28 protein-coding genes and 1 pseudogene are annotated in these 16,250 nt (G+C 69.1%); all 29 read right to left on the reverse strand.

Annotated elements, in window-relative coordinates; all coding sequences use genetic code 11:
- Positions 1–181: 181 nt before the first annotated feature.
- Positions 182–1,141: a DNA-directed RNA polymerase subunit alpha gene (locus tag VFZ70_03850; protein HEX6254925.1), complete on the reverse strand. Its 960-nt coding sequence runs from the start codon at positions 1,139–1,141 to the stop codon at positions 182–184.
- 115 nt (positions 1,142–1,256) lie between these two features.
- Positions 1,257–1,865, reverse strand: coding sequence for a 30S ribosomal protein S4 (gene rpsD / locus VFZ70_03855; GenBank protein HEX6254926.1), 609 nt, complete (start codon positions 1,863–1,865; stop codon positions 1,257–1,259).
- Positions 1,866–1,895: 30 nt separating this feature from the next.
- The gene (rpsK, locus tag VFZ70_03860; GenBank protein HEX6254927.1) at positions 1,896–2,300 is read right to left on the reverse strand and encodes a 30S ribosomal protein S11; all 405 of its coding nucleotides are present in this window, start codon (positions 2,298–2,300) and stop codon (positions 1,896–1,898) included.
- Positions 2,300–2,683 (reverse strand): 30S ribosomal protein S13, encoded by a 384-nt coding sequence (rpsM, locus tag VFZ70_03865; protein ID HEX6254928.1) that lies wholly within the window; start codon positions 2,681–2,683, stop codon positions 2,300–2,302. Before rpsM ends, rpsK begins: the two co-directional genes overlap by 1 nt.
- A gap of 110 nt (positions 2,684–2,793) precedes the next feature.
- Positions 2,794–2,907 carry a 50S ribosomal protein L36 gene (gene rpmJ, locus VFZ70_03870; GenBank protein HEX6254929.1) on the reverse strand — a complete coding sequence of 38 codons (114 nt, stop codon included), beginning with the start codon at positions 2,905–2,907 and terminating at the stop codon, positions 2,794–2,796.
- 268 nt (positions 2,908–3,175) lie between these two features.
- The gene (map, locus tag VFZ70_03875) at positions 3,176–4,015 is read right to left on the reverse strand and encodes a type I methionyl aminopeptidase (protein HEX6254930.1); all 840 of its coding nucleotides are present in this window, start codon (positions 4,013–4,015) and stop codon (positions 3,176–3,178) included.
- Between the two features lie 19 nt (positions 4,016–4,034).
- Positions 4,035–4,610: an adenylate kinase gene (locus VFZ70_03880; GenBank protein ID HEX6254931.1), complete on the reverse strand. Its 576-nt coding sequence runs from the start codon at positions 4,608–4,610 to the stop codon at positions 4,035–4,037.
- Between the two features lie 10 nt (positions 4,611–4,620).
- Positions 4,621–5,943: a preprotein translocase subunit SecY gene (gene secY, locus VFZ70_03885; protein ID HEX6254932.1), complete on the reverse strand. Its 1,323-nt coding sequence runs from the start codon at positions 5,941–5,943 to the stop codon at positions 4,621–4,623.
- Between the two features lie 16 nt (positions 5,944–5,959).
- On the reverse strand, positions 5,960–6,430 hold the full coding sequence (gene rplO / locus VFZ70_03890; protein ID HEX6254933.1) for a 50S ribosomal protein L15: 471 nt from the start codon (positions 6,428–6,430) through the stop codon (positions 5,960–5,962).
- A 42-nt stretch (positions 6,431–6,472) separates the two neighbouring features.
- The gene (gene rpmD, locus VFZ70_03895; GenBank protein HEX6254934.1) at positions 6,473–6,730 is read right to left on the reverse strand and encodes a 50S ribosomal protein L30; all 258 of its coding nucleotides are present in this window, start codon (positions 6,728–6,730) and stop codon (positions 6,473–6,475) included.
- 27 nt (positions 6,731–6,757) lie between these two features.
- The gene (gene rpsE, locus VFZ70_03900) at positions 6,758–7,324 is read right to left on the reverse strand and encodes a 30S ribosomal protein S5 (protein HEX6254935.1); all 567 of its coding nucleotides are present in this window, start codon (positions 7,322–7,324) and stop codon (positions 6,758–6,760) included.
- Positions 7,325–7,388: 64 nt separating this feature from the next.
- Complete coding sequence (gene rplR, locus VFZ70_03905) at positions 7,389–7,745, reverse strand: 50S ribosomal protein L18 (protein HEX6254936.1); 357 nt, start codon at positions 7,743–7,745, stop codon at positions 7,389–7,391.
- An 11-nt stretch (positions 7,746–7,756) separates the two neighbouring features.
- Positions 7,757–8,299 (reverse strand): 50S ribosomal protein L6, encoded by a 543-nt coding sequence (gene rplF, locus VFZ70_03910; protein ID HEX6254937.1) that lies wholly within the window; start codon positions 8,297–8,299, stop codon positions 7,757–7,759.
- Positions 8,300–8,330: 31 nt separating this feature from the next.
- Positions 8,331–8,726, reverse strand: coding sequence for a 30S ribosomal protein S8 (gene rpsH / locus VFZ70_03915; protein ID HEX6254938.1), 396 nt, complete (start codon positions 8,724–8,726; stop codon positions 8,331–8,333).
- A gap of 222 nt (positions 8,727–8,948) precedes the next feature.
- Positions 8,949–9,134: a type Z 30S ribosomal protein S14 gene (locus VFZ70_03920; protein HEX6254939.1), complete on the reverse strand. Its 186-nt coding sequence runs from the start codon at positions 9,132–9,134 to the stop codon at positions 8,949–8,951.
- Positions 9,135–9,147: 13 nt separating this feature from the next.
- Positions 9,148–9,723, reverse strand: a complete 576-nt coding sequence (gene rplE / locus VFZ70_03925) for a 50S ribosomal protein L5 (GenBank protein ID HEX6254940.1) — start codon at positions 9,721–9,723, stop codon at positions 9,148–9,150.
- 96 nt (positions 9,724–9,819) lie between these two features.
- Positions 9,820–10,137, reverse strand: a complete 318-nt coding sequence (rplX, locus tag VFZ70_03930) for a 50S ribosomal protein L24 (GenBank protein ID HEX6254941.1) — start codon at positions 10,135–10,137, stop codon at positions 9,820–9,822.
- Positions 10,138–10,139: 2 nt separating this feature from the next.
- Entirely contained in the window at positions 10,140–10,508 is a 369-nt protein-coding gene (gene rplN / locus VFZ70_03935; protein HEX6254942.1) for a 50S ribosomal protein L14, read from the reverse strand.
- A 160-nt stretch (positions 10,509–10,668) separates the two neighbouring features.
- Positions 10,669–10,941 (reverse strand): 30S ribosomal protein S17, encoded by a 273-nt coding sequence (gene rpsQ, locus VFZ70_03940; GenBank protein HEX6254943.1) that lies wholly within the window; start codon positions 10,939–10,941, stop codon positions 10,669–10,671.
- 27 nt (positions 10,942–10,968) lie between these two features.
- Positions 10,969–11,181, reverse strand: a complete 213-nt coding sequence (gene rpmC, locus VFZ70_03945; GenBank protein HEX6254944.1) for a 50S ribosomal protein L29 — start codon at positions 11,179–11,181, stop codon at positions 10,969–10,971.
- Between the two features lies 1 nt (position 11,182).
- On the reverse strand, positions 11,183–11,596 hold the full coding sequence (rplP, locus tag VFZ70_03950; GenBank protein ID HEX6254945.1) for a 50S ribosomal protein L16: 414 nt from the start codon (positions 11,594–11,596) through the stop codon (positions 11,183–11,185).
- 428 nt (positions 11,597–12,024) lie between these two features.
- Positions 12,025–12,648, reverse strand: a pseudogene (rpsC, locus tag VFZ70_03955) (30S ribosomal protein S3).
- 2 nt (positions 12,649–12,650) lie between these two features.
- Positions 12,651–12,989, reverse strand: coding sequence for a 50S ribosomal protein L22 (rplV, locus tag VFZ70_03960; protein ID HEX6254946.1), 339 nt, complete (start codon positions 12,987–12,989; stop codon positions 12,651–12,653).
- Positions 12,990–13,030: 41 nt separating this feature from the next.
- Entirely contained in the window at positions 13,031–13,327 is a 297-nt protein-coding gene (gene rpsS / locus VFZ70_03965; protein HEX6254947.1) for a 30S ribosomal protein S19, read from the reverse strand.
- A 92-nt stretch (positions 13,328–13,419) separates the two neighbouring features.
- A complete protein-coding gene (rplB, locus tag VFZ70_03970) occupies positions 13,420–14,250 on the reverse strand; it encodes a 50S ribosomal protein L2 (protein ID HEX6254948.1) in 831 nt (276 codons plus the stop codon).
- A 78-nt stretch (positions 14,251–14,328) separates the two neighbouring features.
- Entirely contained in the window at positions 14,329–14,610 is a 282-nt protein-coding gene (gene rplW / locus VFZ70_03975) for a 50S ribosomal protein L23 (GenBank protein HEX6254949.1), read from the reverse strand.
- Positions 14,607–15,383, reverse strand: coding sequence for a 50S ribosomal protein L4 (rplD, locus tag VFZ70_03980; GenBank protein ID HEX6254950.1), 777 nt, complete (start codon positions 15,381–15,383; stop codon positions 14,607–14,609). The genes rplW and rplD overlap by 4 nt, the downstream gene beginning before the upstream one ends.
- Complete coding sequence (gene rplC / locus VFZ70_03985) at positions 15,383–16,030, reverse strand: 50S ribosomal protein L3 (protein HEX6254951.1); 648 nt, start codon at positions 16,028–16,030, stop codon at positions 15,383–15,385. The genes rplD and rplC overlap by 1 nt, the downstream gene beginning before the upstream one ends.
- Before the next feature lie 54 nt (positions 16,031–16,084).
- A partial coding sequence (rpsJ, locus tag VFZ70_03990) for a 30S ribosomal protein S10 (protein ID HEX6254952.1) occupies positions 16,085–16,250 on the reverse strand: 166 nt, incomplete at its 5' end.

Below are 16,250 nucleotides of genomic sequence, written 5' to 3' on the forward strand. Positions count from 1 at the left end.
ACTTCGGGCCGACGTGCTGTGCGACCGCTCGAGGGCCGGTCGGGACCGGCTCCGGCGGCGGTCACCGACAGCGGGGTGCCGGTGGTGCGTGGAGGCGACTCGGGGTGTCCGAGCCCCGGGCGAGGACGGGTCCCTGCCGGAGTCGGAAGGCGCCAGCGGCACCCCGCGGCCCGGACAGGCGTCAGCCGGGGTATCCGCCGTAGTCCGCGAGCGACAGCCCCAGTTCCTGGAGCTTGCCCTTCACCTCTTCGATGCTCTTCTGCCCGAAGTTGCGGATGTCGAGCAGATCCTGCTCCGTCTTCTGGACCAGTTCGCCGACGGTCGCGACACCTTCGCGCTTCAGGCAGTTGTACGACCGCACCGACAGGTCGAGGTCCTCGATCGGCAGCAGCAGGTCGGGCGACGTCGGACCCAGGCTCGCGGGGTCCTCGCCGATCGCCAGGCCACCGGGACCGGACTCCTCGAACTCGCTGAACAGGCCGAACAGGTCCTGCAGCGTGGCACCGGCGCTCGACAGCGCCTCTGCCGGTGTCACGGAGCCGTTGGTCTCGACGTCGAGGATCAACCGGTCGTAGTTGGTCATCTGCTCGACACGCGTCGCCTCGACGCGGTAGGTGACGCGCAGCACCGGCGAGTAGATCGAGTCGATCGGGATCACACCGATCGGCTGGTCGGTCCGCTTGTTGCGCTCGGCCGACACGTAGCCGCGGCCGCGCTCGACCGTCAGGTACATCTCGACGCGGCCACGCCGGTTGAGCGTGGCGATGTGCAGGTCGCGGTTGAGGATCTCGACCTCTGCCGGCGCCGTGATGAAGTCCGCGGTGATCTCACCGGGGCCCTCACCGCCGAGGAAGATCTCGACCGGCTCGTCACTGTGCGAGCGCAGCACGAGGTCCTTGAGGTTGAGGATGATGTCGGTGACATCCTCCTTGACGCCTTCGATCGAGCTGAACTCGTGGAGCACGCCCTCGATGCGCACGCTGGTCACGGCGGCACCCGGGATCGACGACAGCAGCGTGCGTCGCAGGCTGCTGCCGAGCGTGTACCCGAATCCCGGCTCGAGTGGTTCGATGCTGAACAGCGAACGCTGACCCTCCTCGAGGGTCTGTTCGCCGATGGTGGGGCGCTGAACGATCAGCACGTCGTCGCCTCCTTGACGGTGACGGTATCGCTGGTCCAGCCGGGTGTCGGCGACCGCGTCCGGAAGGTTCCGGCGGGTCAGCGGCGACCGGTGTGGCCAGCGGACTCTTCAGGCGTTACTTCGAGTAGAGCTCGACGATCAACTGCTCCTGCACGGGCACGTCGATGTGACGACGGTCCGGCATGTCGAGCACGGAGATCTGCCGCTTGTCGGGATCGAGTGACAACCACGGCGGCATCTGGCGGCTTCCCTGCAGTTCGAGCGCACCGAGCACCGGCACGATGTCGCGGCTCTTGGTGCGGATGGTGACGACGTCACCGGGCCGGACCGCGTACGACGGGATGTTGACCGTGCGCCCGTTGACCTGCACGTGACGGTGCGACACCAGTTGCCGGGCCTCCGGCCGCGTGCGCGCGAGGCTTCCGCGGAACACGACGTTGTCGAGCCGCGTCTCGAGCGCCACCAGCAGGTTGACACCGGTCAGACCGGGACGCGTAGCCGCCTTCTTGTAGTAGTTGCGGAACTGCTTCTCGAGCACGCCGTAGATGTAGCGCGCCTTCTGCTTCTCGCGGAGCTGGAGCAGGTACTCACTCTCGCGGATGCGGCCGCGGCCGTGCTCCCCGGGTGGGTACGGGCGCTTCTCGGCCGCGCACTTGCGGCTCTCGCAGATCTGCGTGCGCTCGCGGCGGCAGCGCTTGCAGGTGGGTCCGGTGTACCGTGCCATGATTCCTCGTGATCTCGTCGTGCGTGGGCGTCAGCCGCGGCGACGCTTCGGGGGACGGCAGCCGTTGTGCGGGATCGGGGTCACGTCCTTGATGGCGGCGACCTCCAGCCCGTTGGCGGCCAGCGAGCGGATGGCGGTCTCGCGACCAGAGCCGGGCCCACGGACGAACACATCGACCTTGGTCACGCCGTACTCGGCGGCGCCCTTGGCTGCCTGCTCGGCGGCGAGCTGCGCGGCGAACGGCGTCGACTTGCGGCTGCCCTTCTGCCCGACGTTGCCACCCGACGACCACGCCAGCACCCCACCGGACTGGTCGGTGATGGTGATGATCGTGTTGTTGAACGAGCTCTTGATGTGCGCCTGGCCGTGGGAGACGGTGCGGCGGTCCTTCTTGCGCTGCCGCCGCGCGCCCTTGCCCGATCGCTGCTGTGCCATCAGTGCTTCCTCTGCTTCTTCTTGATCCCGCCGACGGCCTGGCGACGGCCCTTGCGGGTCCGGGCGTTCGTGTGGGTGCGCTGACCGCGGACCGGCAGGCCCCTCCTGTGCCGGATGCCCTGGTAGCTGCCGATGTCGACCTTGCGCTTGATGCTCTGCGCCACCTCGCGCCGCAGGTCACCTTCGACCTGGTAGTTGGCCTCGATGTGGTCGCGCAGTTGCTTGACCTGGCCCTCGTCGAGGTCGCGGACCCGGATGTTGGGGTCGATGCCGGTGGCGGCGAGCGTACTGATCGACCGCGTGCGGCCGATGCCGTAGACGTAGGTCAACCCGATCTCGACGCGCTTGTCGCGCGGGAGGTCAACGCCTGCGATCCGTGCCATGTCCTACTCCTGTCCGGCGATGCGCCAGACGTCGTGTCTGTCGGGTGTGTCGTGGTCTTCCAGGCCGTCGAGCGTGAGCGGGCGACCCGTGCAGGCCGACCCGCGGTCGGTCAACCCTGGCGTTGCTTGTGACGCGGGTTCGAGCAGATGACCATCACGCGTCCGTGCCGCCGGATGATGCGGCACTTCTCACAGATGCGCTTGACCGATGGCTGTACCTTCACCGTGCTCCTCCTGCGTCAAAGCGGTCCACGACCATGCCGGCCGGACCGGCTCCCGGCTGTCCTTCCGGCGCGCACCCCACGCGAGGCGTCACGTCGACGTCTGATCGAGGGGCGGACAGCACGAATGGCCCCACGTCACCGATCGCGCGCTTCCTGACACGGTGCGGAACGCTGCTCCGGACCGACATGCTGCCGCGGAAATGCGCGCACGACCGACAACAGGGCCGTCCAGACAGACTAGCAGGCACCGTGACCGCCTTCCACCGGCTCAGCTGCCGACGTTGGCGGTCGGCACGAGCTCGGGCTCACGCAGCGGCCATTCCGGTTCGTCGCTGCGCGCGGTCAGGACACGTGGGCCGTCGGCGGTGATCGCCACCGTGTGCTCCCAGTGCGACGACAGGTGCCCGTCGGCCGTCGTGACGGTCCAGCCGTCCGCCAGCACCTCGGTCTCGTGCGTGCCCAGGTTGAACATCGGTTCGACGGCGATGACCAGGCCCTCCATCAGCCGGGGACCACGGCCCGCGCGACCGTAGTTGGGTACGTGTGGATCCTCGTGCAGCGCGCGACCGATGCCGTGACCGACGTACTCACGCACGACGCCGTAGCCGTGCGGGTCCGCGTGCGACTGCACGGCCGCGGAGATGTCGCCGAGCCGGTTGCCGGGTGCCGCTCTGCTCAGTCCCGCCCACAGCCCGCTGCGCGTCCGCGCGACCAGGTCGCGCACCTCGGACGCAACGGTGTCGTCACCGCCGACGATCCAGGTGACGGCCGAGTCGGCATGGTAGCCGTCCACGATCGCGCCGGCGTCGATCTTGATGAGATCGCCGGCCCGCAGGATGACCCTGGGTGACGGGATCCCGTGCACGATCTCGGCGTTGATCGATGTGCACAGCGTCGCCGGGAACGGAGGGCGTCCCGCCGTCCCGCCGTAGCCGAGGAACGAGGGAACAGCATTGGCGGCGCGCAGTTCGCGCGCGGAGATCTCGTCGAGCTGCGCGGTCGTCACACCCGGGGCGACCGCGTCGCGCAGCACTTCGTGCAGGTGGGCGATCACCTTGCCGGCCCGCGCCATGAGCTCGATCTCGGCCGGTGACTTGCGGACGATCATGGCTGCCCCACAGCGCGGCTCATGAGCGTTCGGCCTGCGCGGCCGCGGCCAGCACGCGCTCACGCACCTCGGCGATCGTGCCCTCGCCGTCGACGTCGTGCAGGATCCCGCGTCGGCGGTACGCGGTGACGGCGGGCTCGGTGTCGGCCTTGTACTGCTCGAGCCGGTTGACGATCGCGTCCTCGGTGTCGTCGCTGCGACCCTGCTCCTCGGCCCGCTGCAACAGCCGCTTGGTCACCTCGTCGTCATCGACGATCAGCCGGATCACGGCGTCGAGGCGATGGCCGGTGTCCTCGAGGGTCTCGTCGAGGGCCTCGACCTGACCCTCGGTGCGTGGGAAGCCGTCGAGCAGGAACCCGTCAGCGACATCGTCGCGGCGCAGTCGGTCGTCGACCATCGCGATGACGATGTCGTCGGGGACCAGCTTGCCGGCGTCCATGTACTCCTTCGCCTTCAGCCCAAGCTCGGTCGCGTCACTGACGTTGGCACGGAAGATGTCGCCGGTCGAGACGTGGATCACGTCGTAGCGCTCCACCAGCGCCGACGCCTGGGTGCCCTTGCCGGCGCCCGGCGGTCCGAACAGGATCAGTCGCATCTGCTACTCCCTAGCGCCGCAGGAAGCCCTCGTAGTGGCGCTGCATCATCTGGCTCTCGATCTGCTTCATCGTCTCGAGGCCGACGCCGACGACGATCAGCAGCGTCGCTCCCGCGAACGGGAACGGCACGCCGGCGATGCCCAGTGCCAGGAACGGCAGGATCGCCAGCGTCGCCAGGTACAGCGACCCGGGCAGCGTGAGGCGCGTGATCACGCGATCGAGCTCCTCAGCGGTGCGCTGGCCGGGGCGGATCCCTGGGATGAAGCCGCCGTACTTCTTCATGTTGTCCGCGACGTTGATCGGGTTGAACGTGATCGCGGTGTAGAAGTACGCGAAGAAGACGACGAGCACGAAGTAGGTGAGGACGTAGACCACGTTGATGTTCTGACCGGACAGGTACCGGTCGACGAAGTTCACGAGCCAGGTCTGCTCCGAGAAGATCGACGCGGCCAGCACCGGCACGTACAGCATCGACGACGCGAAGATGATCGGGATCACGCCCGACTGGTTGACCTTCAGCGGGATGTACGTCGAGTTCCCGCCGTAGCTACGGCTGCCGATCTGGCGTCGCGCGTACTGCACGGGGATCCGGCGCTGCCCCTGCTCGACGACGACCACGCCGACGATGAGCAGCAGGGCGACCAGCAGCACGACGGCGAACACGACAGGACCCGACGACTGCAGGATCTGGTTGCCCTGGCTGGGCAGCTCCGAGATGATCGCGACGAAGATGATCAGCGACATGCCGTTGCCGACGCCGCGGGACGTGATCAGCTCACCGAGCCACATGATGCACGCGGTGCCGGCGGTCAGCGTCAGCACCATCAACGCCCGCATGCCGAGCGAATCGTCTGGGATGAGGTTCACGCCTGGGGGCAGTGATGCACCGCCGAACAGCGCGCCGGCGCCCGCACCACCGCCTGACTGGATCACCGTGATCAACGTCGTCGACTGCAGCACGGCGATCCCCACAGTGAGATAGCGCGTCCACTGGTTGATCCGTTTTGCGCCGGACTCGCCCTCCTGTTGCCACTCCTCCAGACGCGGGATCACCACCGTCAGCAGCTGCATGATGATGCTCGCCGTGATGTACGGCATGATGCCGAGCGCGAACACCGCCAGCTGGGTGAACGCGCCACCGGAGAACAGGTTGATGATCTGCGCGGCGCCCGTGGCCGCGGACTGCTCGATCAGCTGCCGGAGCGCACCCGAGTCCACACCGGGCGTAGGGATGAAGGATCCCAGCCGGTAGACCGCGATGATCACGAGCGTGAACAGGATCTTGGTACGCAGATCGCGGATCTTGAACGCGTTGACGAATGCGCTCAGCATGGCGTGCCCTTCGCGTCTACGACGACGTGTGTGCCGATGCGTGCCGGGCCACGAGCTCGGTACGACCCCCGGCCTCGCTGATCTTGCGCTCGGCCGACGCCGAGAAGGCGTGCGCCGATACCACCAGCGCGATCGAGAGTTCGCCGTCTCCCAGCACCTTGACCGGTGCCGAGCCGCGACGGACCAGGCCCGCCTCACGGAGCTGATCGGGCCCGACCTCGGCGCCGTCCTCGAAGACGTCACCCAGACGGCCGACGTTGACGGTCGCGTACTCGACGCGGTTGCGCGGGGTGAACCCGGGCAGCTTGGGCAGGCGCTGCTGGAGCGGCGTCTGGCCGCCCTCGAACCCGATGCGCATCGTGCCGCGCGCGCCGGTGCCCTTCGTGCCACGACCGGCCGTCTTGCCCTTGCCGGCCGCCTCGCCGCGACCCTTACGGGTGCGCTTGCGGTGCGCCCCGGGTGCGGGCTTCAGATGATGGAGCTTCATTTCGGTGACCTATCACTGACTTCGTGTGCCCTGTCGCAGACGTTACGCGGACGCCGACGCCCCGTCGTCCGCACTGGTCGGCTCCTGACCGGGTTCGAGCCCCATCGGGGCGTCGTCACCGGGCCGGCGCACCTCGACGAGGTGCGCCACAGCGGCCAGCATGCCGCGGATCTCTGGCCGGTCCGGCTGGGTTACGGTGTGGTGGATCCGCCGCAGGCCGAGGGCCCGCAGCGTCCGCCGTTGCGCGGCCTGCGCACCGATGGTGCTGCGGACCTGTGTGATCTCGACGACGTCGGTCATCGCGTCCTCCTGGCGTGGTCGCTGCGGCTAGGACGCCCGCATGTTCGCGAGCATCTTGCTCGGCAGGATCTCCTCGAGGTCGACGTCGCGCAGGCGCGCCACCTCTTCGGGACGCTTGAGCGACTTGAGCGCGTCGACGGTGGCGTGCACGACGTTGATGGCGTTGGCGGTGCCCATCGACTTGGCGAGCACGTCACTGATGCCGGCGCACTCGAGCACGGCCCGGACCGCTCCACCGGCGATCACACCGGTACCGGGAGCCGCCGGCTTGAGCAGCACCCTGCCGGCGCCGCTGTGCCCGATCACGCCGTGGACAATCGTCTTCTGGATCATCGGGACCTCGAAGAAGTTCTTCTTGGCCTCCTCGACGCCCTTCTGGATCGCCGCGGGCACCTCCTTCGCCTTGCCGTACCCGACCCCGACCGTGCCATTGAGGTCGCCGACGACGACGAGCGCCGTGAAGGAGAAGCGGCGGCCTCCGCGGACCACCTTGGCGACGCGGTTGATCGCGACGACCTTCTCCTCGTAGGGGTTGCGCTCCTCTTCGCGCCCCCGGCCGCGTCCGCGGCCGCGGCTGCTGCCTCCTGCTGCCATGTCTGTCTCCTGTCCGGCGAAGCCGGTCGTTCAGTGTCGGTGTGCGTCCCGGTCGATCGCGTCGTCAGAACTCGAGCCCGGCCTCGCGGGCGCCGTCCGCCAGTGCGGCGACGCGCCCCTGGTACCGGTTGCCCCCGCGGTCGAACACGACCTTGGTGATGCCGGCGTCGAGCGCGCGTTGGCCGACCAGCTTGCCGACGCCCTTCGCGGCACCGATCTTGCCGTCGCCGTCGGCGGTGACGTCGTCGGCGGTCGACGCCGCGACCAGGGTGTGACCGCGGTCGTCGTCGACGACCTGCGCGTAGATCCCGGTGTTGGACCGGAACACGACGAGGCGTGGACGCTCTGCCGTACCGCGGACGCGCGAGCGTGCCCGCTGGTGGCGGCGCACGCGCGCCTGCTGCCTGCTTGTGGTAGCCATCGTTGACGCTCCTAGATGCCCGCGGCCTTGCCGGCCTTGCGACGGACGTGCTCGCCCGCGTAGCGGATGCCCTTGCCCTTGTAGGGCTCGGGCTTGCGGATCGCCCGGATGTTCGCGGCGACCTGGCCGACGACCTGCTTGCTGGCGCCGCGCACCGTGATCTTCGTCGGCGACGGAACCTCGAACGTGACGCCCTCGGGCGCGGTGACCTCGACGGCGTGGCTGTAGCCGGCCTGGATGGTCAGGCCGTCGTTGCCCCGCGCCTGCGCGCGGTAGCCGACGCCCACGATCTCGAGGCTCTTGCTGTAGCCGTCGGTCACACCGGTCACCATGTTGGCGATCAGCGATCGCACCAGACCGTGGAGCGACCTGTGCTCGCGGGCGTCGCTCACACGGGTCACGACGACCTGACCGTCCTCGACGGTCACGTCGATGCCCTCGGGCACCGCCTCGGACAGTTCGCCCCTGGGGCCCTTCACGGTGACGCGGTCGTCGGCCAGCGTGACGTCCACCCCGCTCGGGATGGGTACTGGCTCCTTGCCGATCCGACTCATGATCTGCTTCCTTCTCCGTCGTCCGCGACCGTTACCAGACGTACGCGACGACCTCGCCACCGACGCCCGCCTGGCGGGCCGCGCGATCGGTCATCAGTCCGGACGAGGTCGAGATGATGGCGGTGCCCAGACCCCCGAGCACGCGCGGCACCTCGTGGCGCTTCGCGTAGACCCGCAGGCCCGGCTTCGAGATGCGACGCACGCCGGTCAGCGCCCGCTCGCGGTCCTTGGTGTACTTGAGCGCGATCTTCAGAGTCGCCTGCGGCCTGGTCGGCTCGACGGCGTAGTCCCGAATGTAGCCCTCCTGCTTGAGGATGTCGGCCAGTGCGGCCTTGAGCTTGGACGAGGGCATCTCGAGCTGCTCGGTGTACGCGATGTTGGCGTTGCGGATGCGCGTCAGCATGTCCGCCACCGGATCGGTCATCATCGTTGCTTCATCTCCTCGGGGTTCGCCCGCCGAAGCAGGAACGCTTCCCTCTCACCTACCTACTACTGAATGCTCTGCCGTTGCTGCGCCCGCTCGCCCGCCCACGCCGCGGCGACGGGAGCGCCGTGACCGCGGTGTCGCGAAGGCGACTCGGGGTGTCCGAGCCCCAGGCGAGGACGGGGTCCCTGCTGGAGCCGGAGCGTCACCGCGGTCACGAAGCGGTCACCAGCTGGCCTTCCTCACACCGGGAAGCTCACCCTCGTGGGCGAGCTCGCGGAAGCACACACGGCACAGCATGAACTTGCGGAACACCGCGCGGGGCCGCCCGCAACGGTTGCACCGTGTGTAGGCGCGCACACCGAACTTCGGCTTGCGCTTCGCCTTGGCGATCATCGACTTCTTGGCCATGGGGTGCTCCTGCCTAGCTGGCGGACCGGCCGCCGACGAAGGGGAAGCCGAACGCGTCGAGGAACGCCCGGGCCTGCTCGTCGGTGGTCGCCGTCGTCACGATGGTGATGTCCATGCCGCGCACGCGGTCGATCGAGTCGTAGTCGATCTCCGGGAAGATCAGCTGCTCGGTCACCCCGAACGTGTAGTTGCCGCGTCCGTCGAAGCTGCGCGCCGGCAGCCCGCGGAAGTCGCGGATGCGGGGCAGCGCGATCGCCAGCAGGCGGTCGAAGAAGTCCCACATCCGGTCGCCCCGCAGCGTGACCTTCGCGCCGATCGGCATGCCCTGCCGCAGCTTGAAACCCGCGATGGACTTGCGGGCACGCGTCAGCCTGGGCTGCTGCCCGGTGATGGTCGCGAGGTCGCGCATCGCGCCGTCGATCACCTTCGGATCGGTGACCGCGTCACCGACGCCCATGTTGACCACGATCTTGGTCAGCGTGGGAACCTGCATGACGTTGTCGAGCCCGAGCGTGCTCTTGAGCTGCTCACGCACCTCGGTGCGGTAGCGCTCGCGCAGGCGCGGCGTGTATGTGTCTGTGGTGCTCATGTCCGTTCGTTCCTCACTCATGGGCGGGTCGGCTCGGCGGAGGGCCTTGGAGGGTGGGCGGGTGAGCGGTCCGAAGCCGAGCTGGCCCGCCCATGACTACAGCTCTGCGTCGCAGGAGCGGCAGACCCGCACCCGCACCCCGTCGACGACGCGCGACCCGACCCGGGTCGGCTTGTCGCACGAGTCACAGATCGGCATGACGTTGGACAGGTGCAGGGGCGCCTCCTCGTGGATGATGCCGCCCTCCTGCGCACCGGCGCGCGTGCGCTGCACGCGGCGGTGCTTGGTCGCCATGTTGATGCCTTCGACCAGCACCCGGTCCTCGCGTGGCCACACGGCGATCACACGGCCGGACTTGCCACGGTCTTTGCCGGAGATCACCTGGACGTGGTCGTCGGTTCGTATCCGTTGCATGCTCAGATCACCTCCGGCGCGAGCGAGACGATCCGCATGAAGCGACGCTCGCGCAGCTCACGGCCGACGGGGCCGAAGATGCGGGTCCCGCGCGGTGCGCCCTGGTCGTTGATCAGCACGCATGCGTTGTCGTCGAAGCGGATGTAGGACCCGTCACGACGCCGCTTCTCCTTGCGGGTGCGCACGACGACCGCGCGCACGACGTCGCCCTTCTTGACACCGGCCGCGGGCACCGCCTGCTTGACGGTGCCGACGATCTCGTCGCCCACCGAGGCGTAGCGCCGCCCCGACCCACCGAGCACACGGATGCACAGCACCTCACGCGCCCCGGTGTTGTCAGCGACCCGAAGCCTGCTCTCCTGCTGGATCATCTTCCTTCTTCTTCCTACTCACGTACGACGAACCGATCGACGGCGACCGAGGGTGGCGCGATGGTGCCGCGGAGGCGACTCGGGGTGTCCGAGCCCCAGGCGAGGACGGGGGTCCCTGCTGGAGCCGGAGCGGCGCCACCGCGTCACCCTCGCTCACGATCTACTTCGCTCGTTCGATCACCTCGACGACGCGCCACCTCTTGCGCTTGCTCAGCGGGCGCGTCTCGGCGACGCGCACGCGGTCACCGGTGTTGACGTCGTTGGTCTCGTCGTGCGCGAGCAACTTCTCGGTCCGCTTGATGATCTTGCGGTACAGCGGGTGGGTCGTCGTGCGCTGGATCTCGACCACGACGGTCTTGTCCATCGCCGTGCTGACCACCTGGCCCTGGCGGACCTTGCGCTCACCACGCTGCGTCGTCGACGTGTCAGTCATCGTCCTCGTAGCTCCTAGGGTTTCGCGCTACTGCGCGTGCTCGCGCGCGGCGGCGATCTCGCGTTCGCGCTGGACCGTCAGGACCCGCGCGATGTCGCGCCGCACCTGCTTGAGCAGCCGGGGGTTGTCGAGCTGGCCGGTCGCGAGCTGGAACCGGAGGCTGAACAGCTCCTCCTTCAGCTCGTCGTGCTGTTCGGTCAGTTCGACGTCGTTGAGCTCTCGTAGTTCACCGACATCCATGTCAGTCACCATCCCGGGTCAGAAAGCGGCACTTGACGGGCAGCTTGTGCGCCGCCAGGCGCAGGGCCTCGCGTGCGACGTCCTCGGGAACGCCGGACAGCTCGAACATGACCCGCCCGGGCTTTACCACGGCGACCCACCCCTCGGGCGAGCCCTTGCCCGACCCCATGCGGGTCTCGGCCGGCTTCTTGGTGTAGGACTTGTGCGGGAAGATGTTGATCCACACCTTTCCGCCACGCTTGATGTGCCGCGTCATGGCGACACGGGCCGCCTCGATCTGGCGCGCGGTGATCCACGAGCCCGTGACGGCCTGCAGGCCGTACTCGCCGAACGCCATCTCGTGACCGCCCTTGGCGTTGCCACGCATGCGCCCGCGGTGCTGCTTGCGGTAGCGGACACGCTTGGGTGCCAACATCGTCAGGCCTCCTCGTTCTCTTCTGCGAGCGCGGCGTCCCACTCCTGGGTCGGATCGGCGGCCGGTGGCCGCGGCGCGTCGGCGTCCGCCGCTCGCGCCGCGTCGGCGGAGTCGGCCGGCACGGTGTGGCCGGTGTCCTGCTCGGGTGTCACGGCCTCGGCGGCCACCGGTGCCTCGGGCACCGCCTGCTGGGGGGCCGTCTCGGGCATCGGCTGCTCGGTGGGCTGCGGCGCGGTGCCGGGCAGATCGTCGGCCGACACCGTGGCGGGCTGCCCCGACTGCGGCGCGGTCGGGGCCTCCTCGGTCCGGCGCTCCTGCGACATGTCACCCATGCCGGCGGTCGGCGCCGAACGACGCGAGCTGCCGCGACCACGGCCGGCCCGCTTGGGCCGCTGCTGCTGGGCACGGGCACGACGCTGATCCGAGTCCGGCAGCACCTCGCCGCGGTAGATCCACACCTTGACGCCGATGCGCCCGTAGGTCGTCCGGGCCTCGTCGAAGCCGTAGTCGATGTTGGCGCGCAGGGTGTGCAGGGGCACCTGGCCCTCGCGGTACCACTCGGTGCGGCTCATCTCGGCACCGCCCAGACGACCGGAGCACTGGACGCGGACGCCCTTGGCGCCGGCCTTCATCGCGTTCTGGGTCGCACGGCGCATCGCACGGCGGAAGCTGACCCGGCCACGCAGCTGCTCGGCCACGTTGTGGGCCGTGACCTGCGCGTCAAGCTCAGGGGTCTTGACCTCCTGGATGTTCAGCTTGATCTGCTTGCCGGTCATCTTCTCGAGCGCGGAGCGGATGGCGTCGGCCTCCGCCCCACGGCGCCCGATGACGATGCCGGGACGCGCGGTCCACACGTCGATCGTGACCCGGTCGCGGGTGCGCTCGATGTCGATGCGGCTGACGCCCGAGTGGCGGACGCGCTCACGGATGTACTTGCGGACGCGGTCGTCCTCGGCCACGTAGTCCGCATACTCCTTGTCTGCGAACCAGCGCGACTTGTACTCCTTGATGACGCCGAGCCGGAACCCGTACGGGTGGATCTTCTGGCCCACGGCTACTGCTCCTCGGTCGTGAGAACGATGGTGATGTGGCTGGTGCGCTTGCGGACCCGGTACGCGCGGCCCATGGCGCGTGGCCGGAAGCGCTTCAGGGTCGGTCCCTCGTCGACGGTCGCGGCCGTGACGACCAGGTCGTCGGCGTCGAGGTCGTGGTTGTTCTCCGCATTCGCGACCGCGGACTCGAGCACCTTGTGCACGTACCGGGCCGCGTTCTTGGGCTCGAGCTGCAGCACGCTGCGTGCGCGCTCGACGTCCAGTCCACGGATGTGCCGCACGATCTGTCGAGCCTTGTTCGGTGCGACCCGCACGTAGCGGGCGCTGGCCCTCACGTCCATCGTCTCGTCCTCTTTCGCTTCTGTGTGTGACGGCCGCTGCGTCAGCGTCGGCCGGCGCGGCCGCGCATCGCCTGCTTCTCGCCGGCGCCACGCCACTTGATGGCCCGTGTCGGGGCGAACTCGCCGAGCTTGTGACCGACCATCGACTCGGAGATGTAGATCGGGACGTGCTTGCGCCCGTCGTGGACCGCGATCGTGTGGCCGACCATCTCCGGAGAGATCTCCGAGCGGCGCGACCACGTGCGGACGACCCGCTTCTCGCCGCGCGAGTTGAGCACGGCGATCTTGTTCTCCAGGTGGGCGTCGACGAACGGGCCCTTCTTCAAGCTGCGCGGCATGCTGCGTGTCTCCTACTTCGATCTGGGGCGAGCTTCCGAGCTCCCCTGGCTGTCTGGCCGCGGCGGGTTCGGCTGCTCGCCGCGCGTCGCGCTCAGCGGCGGCGCTTGCCGCGGCGACGGATGATGTCCTTGTCGGACGCCTTGTTGCGGGCCCGGGTCCGGCCTTCGGGCTTGCCCTTGTGATTGGTCGGGTGCCGCCCACCGGACGTGCGGCCCTCGCCCCCACCGTGGGGATGGTCGACCGGGTTCATGACCACACCGCGGACCTTGGGGCGCTTGCCGCGCCAACGGGAGCGGCCCGCCTTGCCGTCGTTGACCAGCTCGTGGTCGGGGTTGCCGACGGTGCCGACGGTCGCACGGCAGTCGGCCAGCACGCGGCGGATCTCGCCGGACGGCAGCCGCAGCGCGGCGTACTTCCCCTCCTTGGCCAGCAGCTGCACGCGGTTGCCAGCCGAGCGACCGAGCTTGGCGCCGCCGCCGGGCCGGAGCTCGACGGCGTGCACGACGGTGCCGACCGGGATGTTGCGCAGCGGCAGGGCGTTGCCAGTCTGGATGTCCGCACCCTCACCGGACGTCAGCACGTCACCGACGCGCAGGCCCTGCGGCGCCAGGATGTAGCGCTTCTCGCCGTCGTGGTAATGCAGCCGGGCGATGCGAGCCGAGCGGTTGGGGTCGTACTCGATCTCCGCGACGGTCGCTGGCACGCCGTCCTTGTTGCGCCGGAAGTCGATCTCACGGTAGCGCCGCTTGTGGCCGCCGCCCTGGCGTCGGGTCGTGATGCGCCCGTGGGCGTTGCGGCCCGCCTTCTTCGGGTTCGCCGACGTCTTCGACTTCAGGGGCTTGTCGGTCGTGACGGTGGCGAAATCGGACACGCTCATGCCGCGACGCGACGGCGTCGTGGGGCGGTATCTGCGATTGGCCATCGGTGTCGTCCTCTCGGTTCTGCAGTCCGACGGAAGCTGTCCGCCGTCGGTGTGGCGCCTGCCGGGCTGCGCCCGCGATCAGGCGAAGATGTCGATCTCGTCACCCTCGGCCAGCGTCACGACCGCACGCTTCGTGCGCTTGCGCTGGCCCTGCACCAGACCGAAGCGCACCCGCTTGCCGGGCCGGTTGAGCGTGTTGACCTTCAGGACGCGCACGCCCCAGATCTGCTCGACGGCCTGCTTGATCTCGGTCTTGTTCGCCGCGGGGTGCACCACGAAGGTGTAGCGGCCGTCGTCGAGCAGCGCATAGCTCTTCTCACTGACGACCGGCTCGATGATGATGTCGTGCGGGGTCTTCACTGCTGACCCTCCTCGTCCTCGTCGCCGTCGCCATCGGTGTCGGCGTGCTCGGCGTCGGTGGTCGCCTCGGCGTCGGTGGCCGCGTCCGCGACGTCCGTCCCGCGGTCGTCGGTGTCGGCCGACGCGACCGCGGCGTCGTTGGCTGCGCTCCGCCGTCCCCCGCCGATGCTGTCGAGCGCGGCCTCGGCGAACACGACCACGTCATGGGTCAACAGGTCGTGGACGTTCAGCTGACCGGCCGTCAGCACGTGGGTGTAGGGCAGGTTGCGGAAGCTGCGGGCGACCACGTCATCGCGCTCGGCGAGCACGATCAGCACGCTGCGGCCCGCCAGCTCGAGTCGGTCGAGCAGCGCGACCGCGTCGCGCGTGCGCGGCTCGGAGAGCCCGAAGTCGCGGATGACGCGGACGTCGCCGCTGCCAGCCCGGTCGGACAGTGCCGATGCGAGCGCGAGGCGCCGGACCTTCTTGTTGACGCGCTTGCGGTGGTTCTGCTCGCCGGTCGGTCCGTGGGCGACGCCGCCGCCGGCCCACTGCGGGGACCGGATCGAGCCCTGGCGCGCGCGGCCGGTGCCTTTCTGCCGCCACGGCTTGGCACCGCCGCCGCGAACCTCGCCGCGGCTCTTGGTCTTCGCCGTACCGGCTCGCGCGGCGGCGAGCTGGGCGGTCACGACCTGGTGCAGCACCGGGACGTTGACCGGCGCCTCGAACAGCGCGGGGTCGAGCTCGACCGTGTCGGTCGCGGACCCTTGGGCGTCGTAGACGTCGACGCGCATCAGGCGTCACCTCCTGCGGTGGCGGGAGCCTTGGAGCTGGAGCGCACGAGGACCAGCGACCCGTTGGCACCGGGGGTCGCACCCCTGATCAGGAGCAGCCCGCGTTCGGTGTCGACGCCGGCGATGGTCAGGCGCTGGATCGTGACGCGCTCGTTGCCGGTGCGGCCGGCCATGCGGGTCCCGGGGAACACCCTTCCCGGCGTGGCGCAGGCGCCGATCGCGCCAGGCGCGCGATGCACCTTGTGGGCACCGTGCGAGGCGCCGAGACCGGCGAACCCGTGCCGCTTCATCGTGCCGGAGAAGCCCTTGCCCTTCGAGCGCGCGGTGACGTCCACCAACTCGCCGACCCGGAAGATGTCGACGGTGATGATGTCGCCCGGCTCGTGGTCGTCGTCGAACGGGACCTCCATCAGGTAGCGCGTCGGCTCGACGCCGGCGGCGGCGAAGTGACCAGCCAGCGGCTTGGTGGTCCGCCGCGCGCGGCCGTAGCCGAGCTGCAGCGCTCGATAGCCGTCGCGCTCCTTCGTACGCACCTGGGTGACCGGACATGGTCCGGCACGCAGGACCGTCACCGGGACAACCTCGTTGTCGTCGGTGAAGACCTGCGTCATCCCGAGCTTGGTGCCCAAGATCCCTTTTCTCACCATGTGTTCGTCTCTTCTCGTCTTGTCTGCTGCTTGAGGTGGCGGTGGTGTCCCCTGCTACAGCTTGATTTCGATGTCCACGCCCGCCGGCAGGTCGAGGCGCATCAGGCTGTCGACCGTCTTCTGGGTCGGCTCGTGGATGTCGATCAGCCGCTTGTGCGTGCGCATCTCGAAGTGCTCGCGCGAGTCCTTGTACTTGTGGGGCGAGCGGATGACGCAGTAC

The sequence above is a fragment of the Euzebyales bacterium genome (genome assembly GCA_036374135.1).
Taxonomy (GTDB): domain Bacteria; phylum Actinomycetota; class Nitriliruptoria; order Euzebyales; family JAHELV01; genus JAHELV01.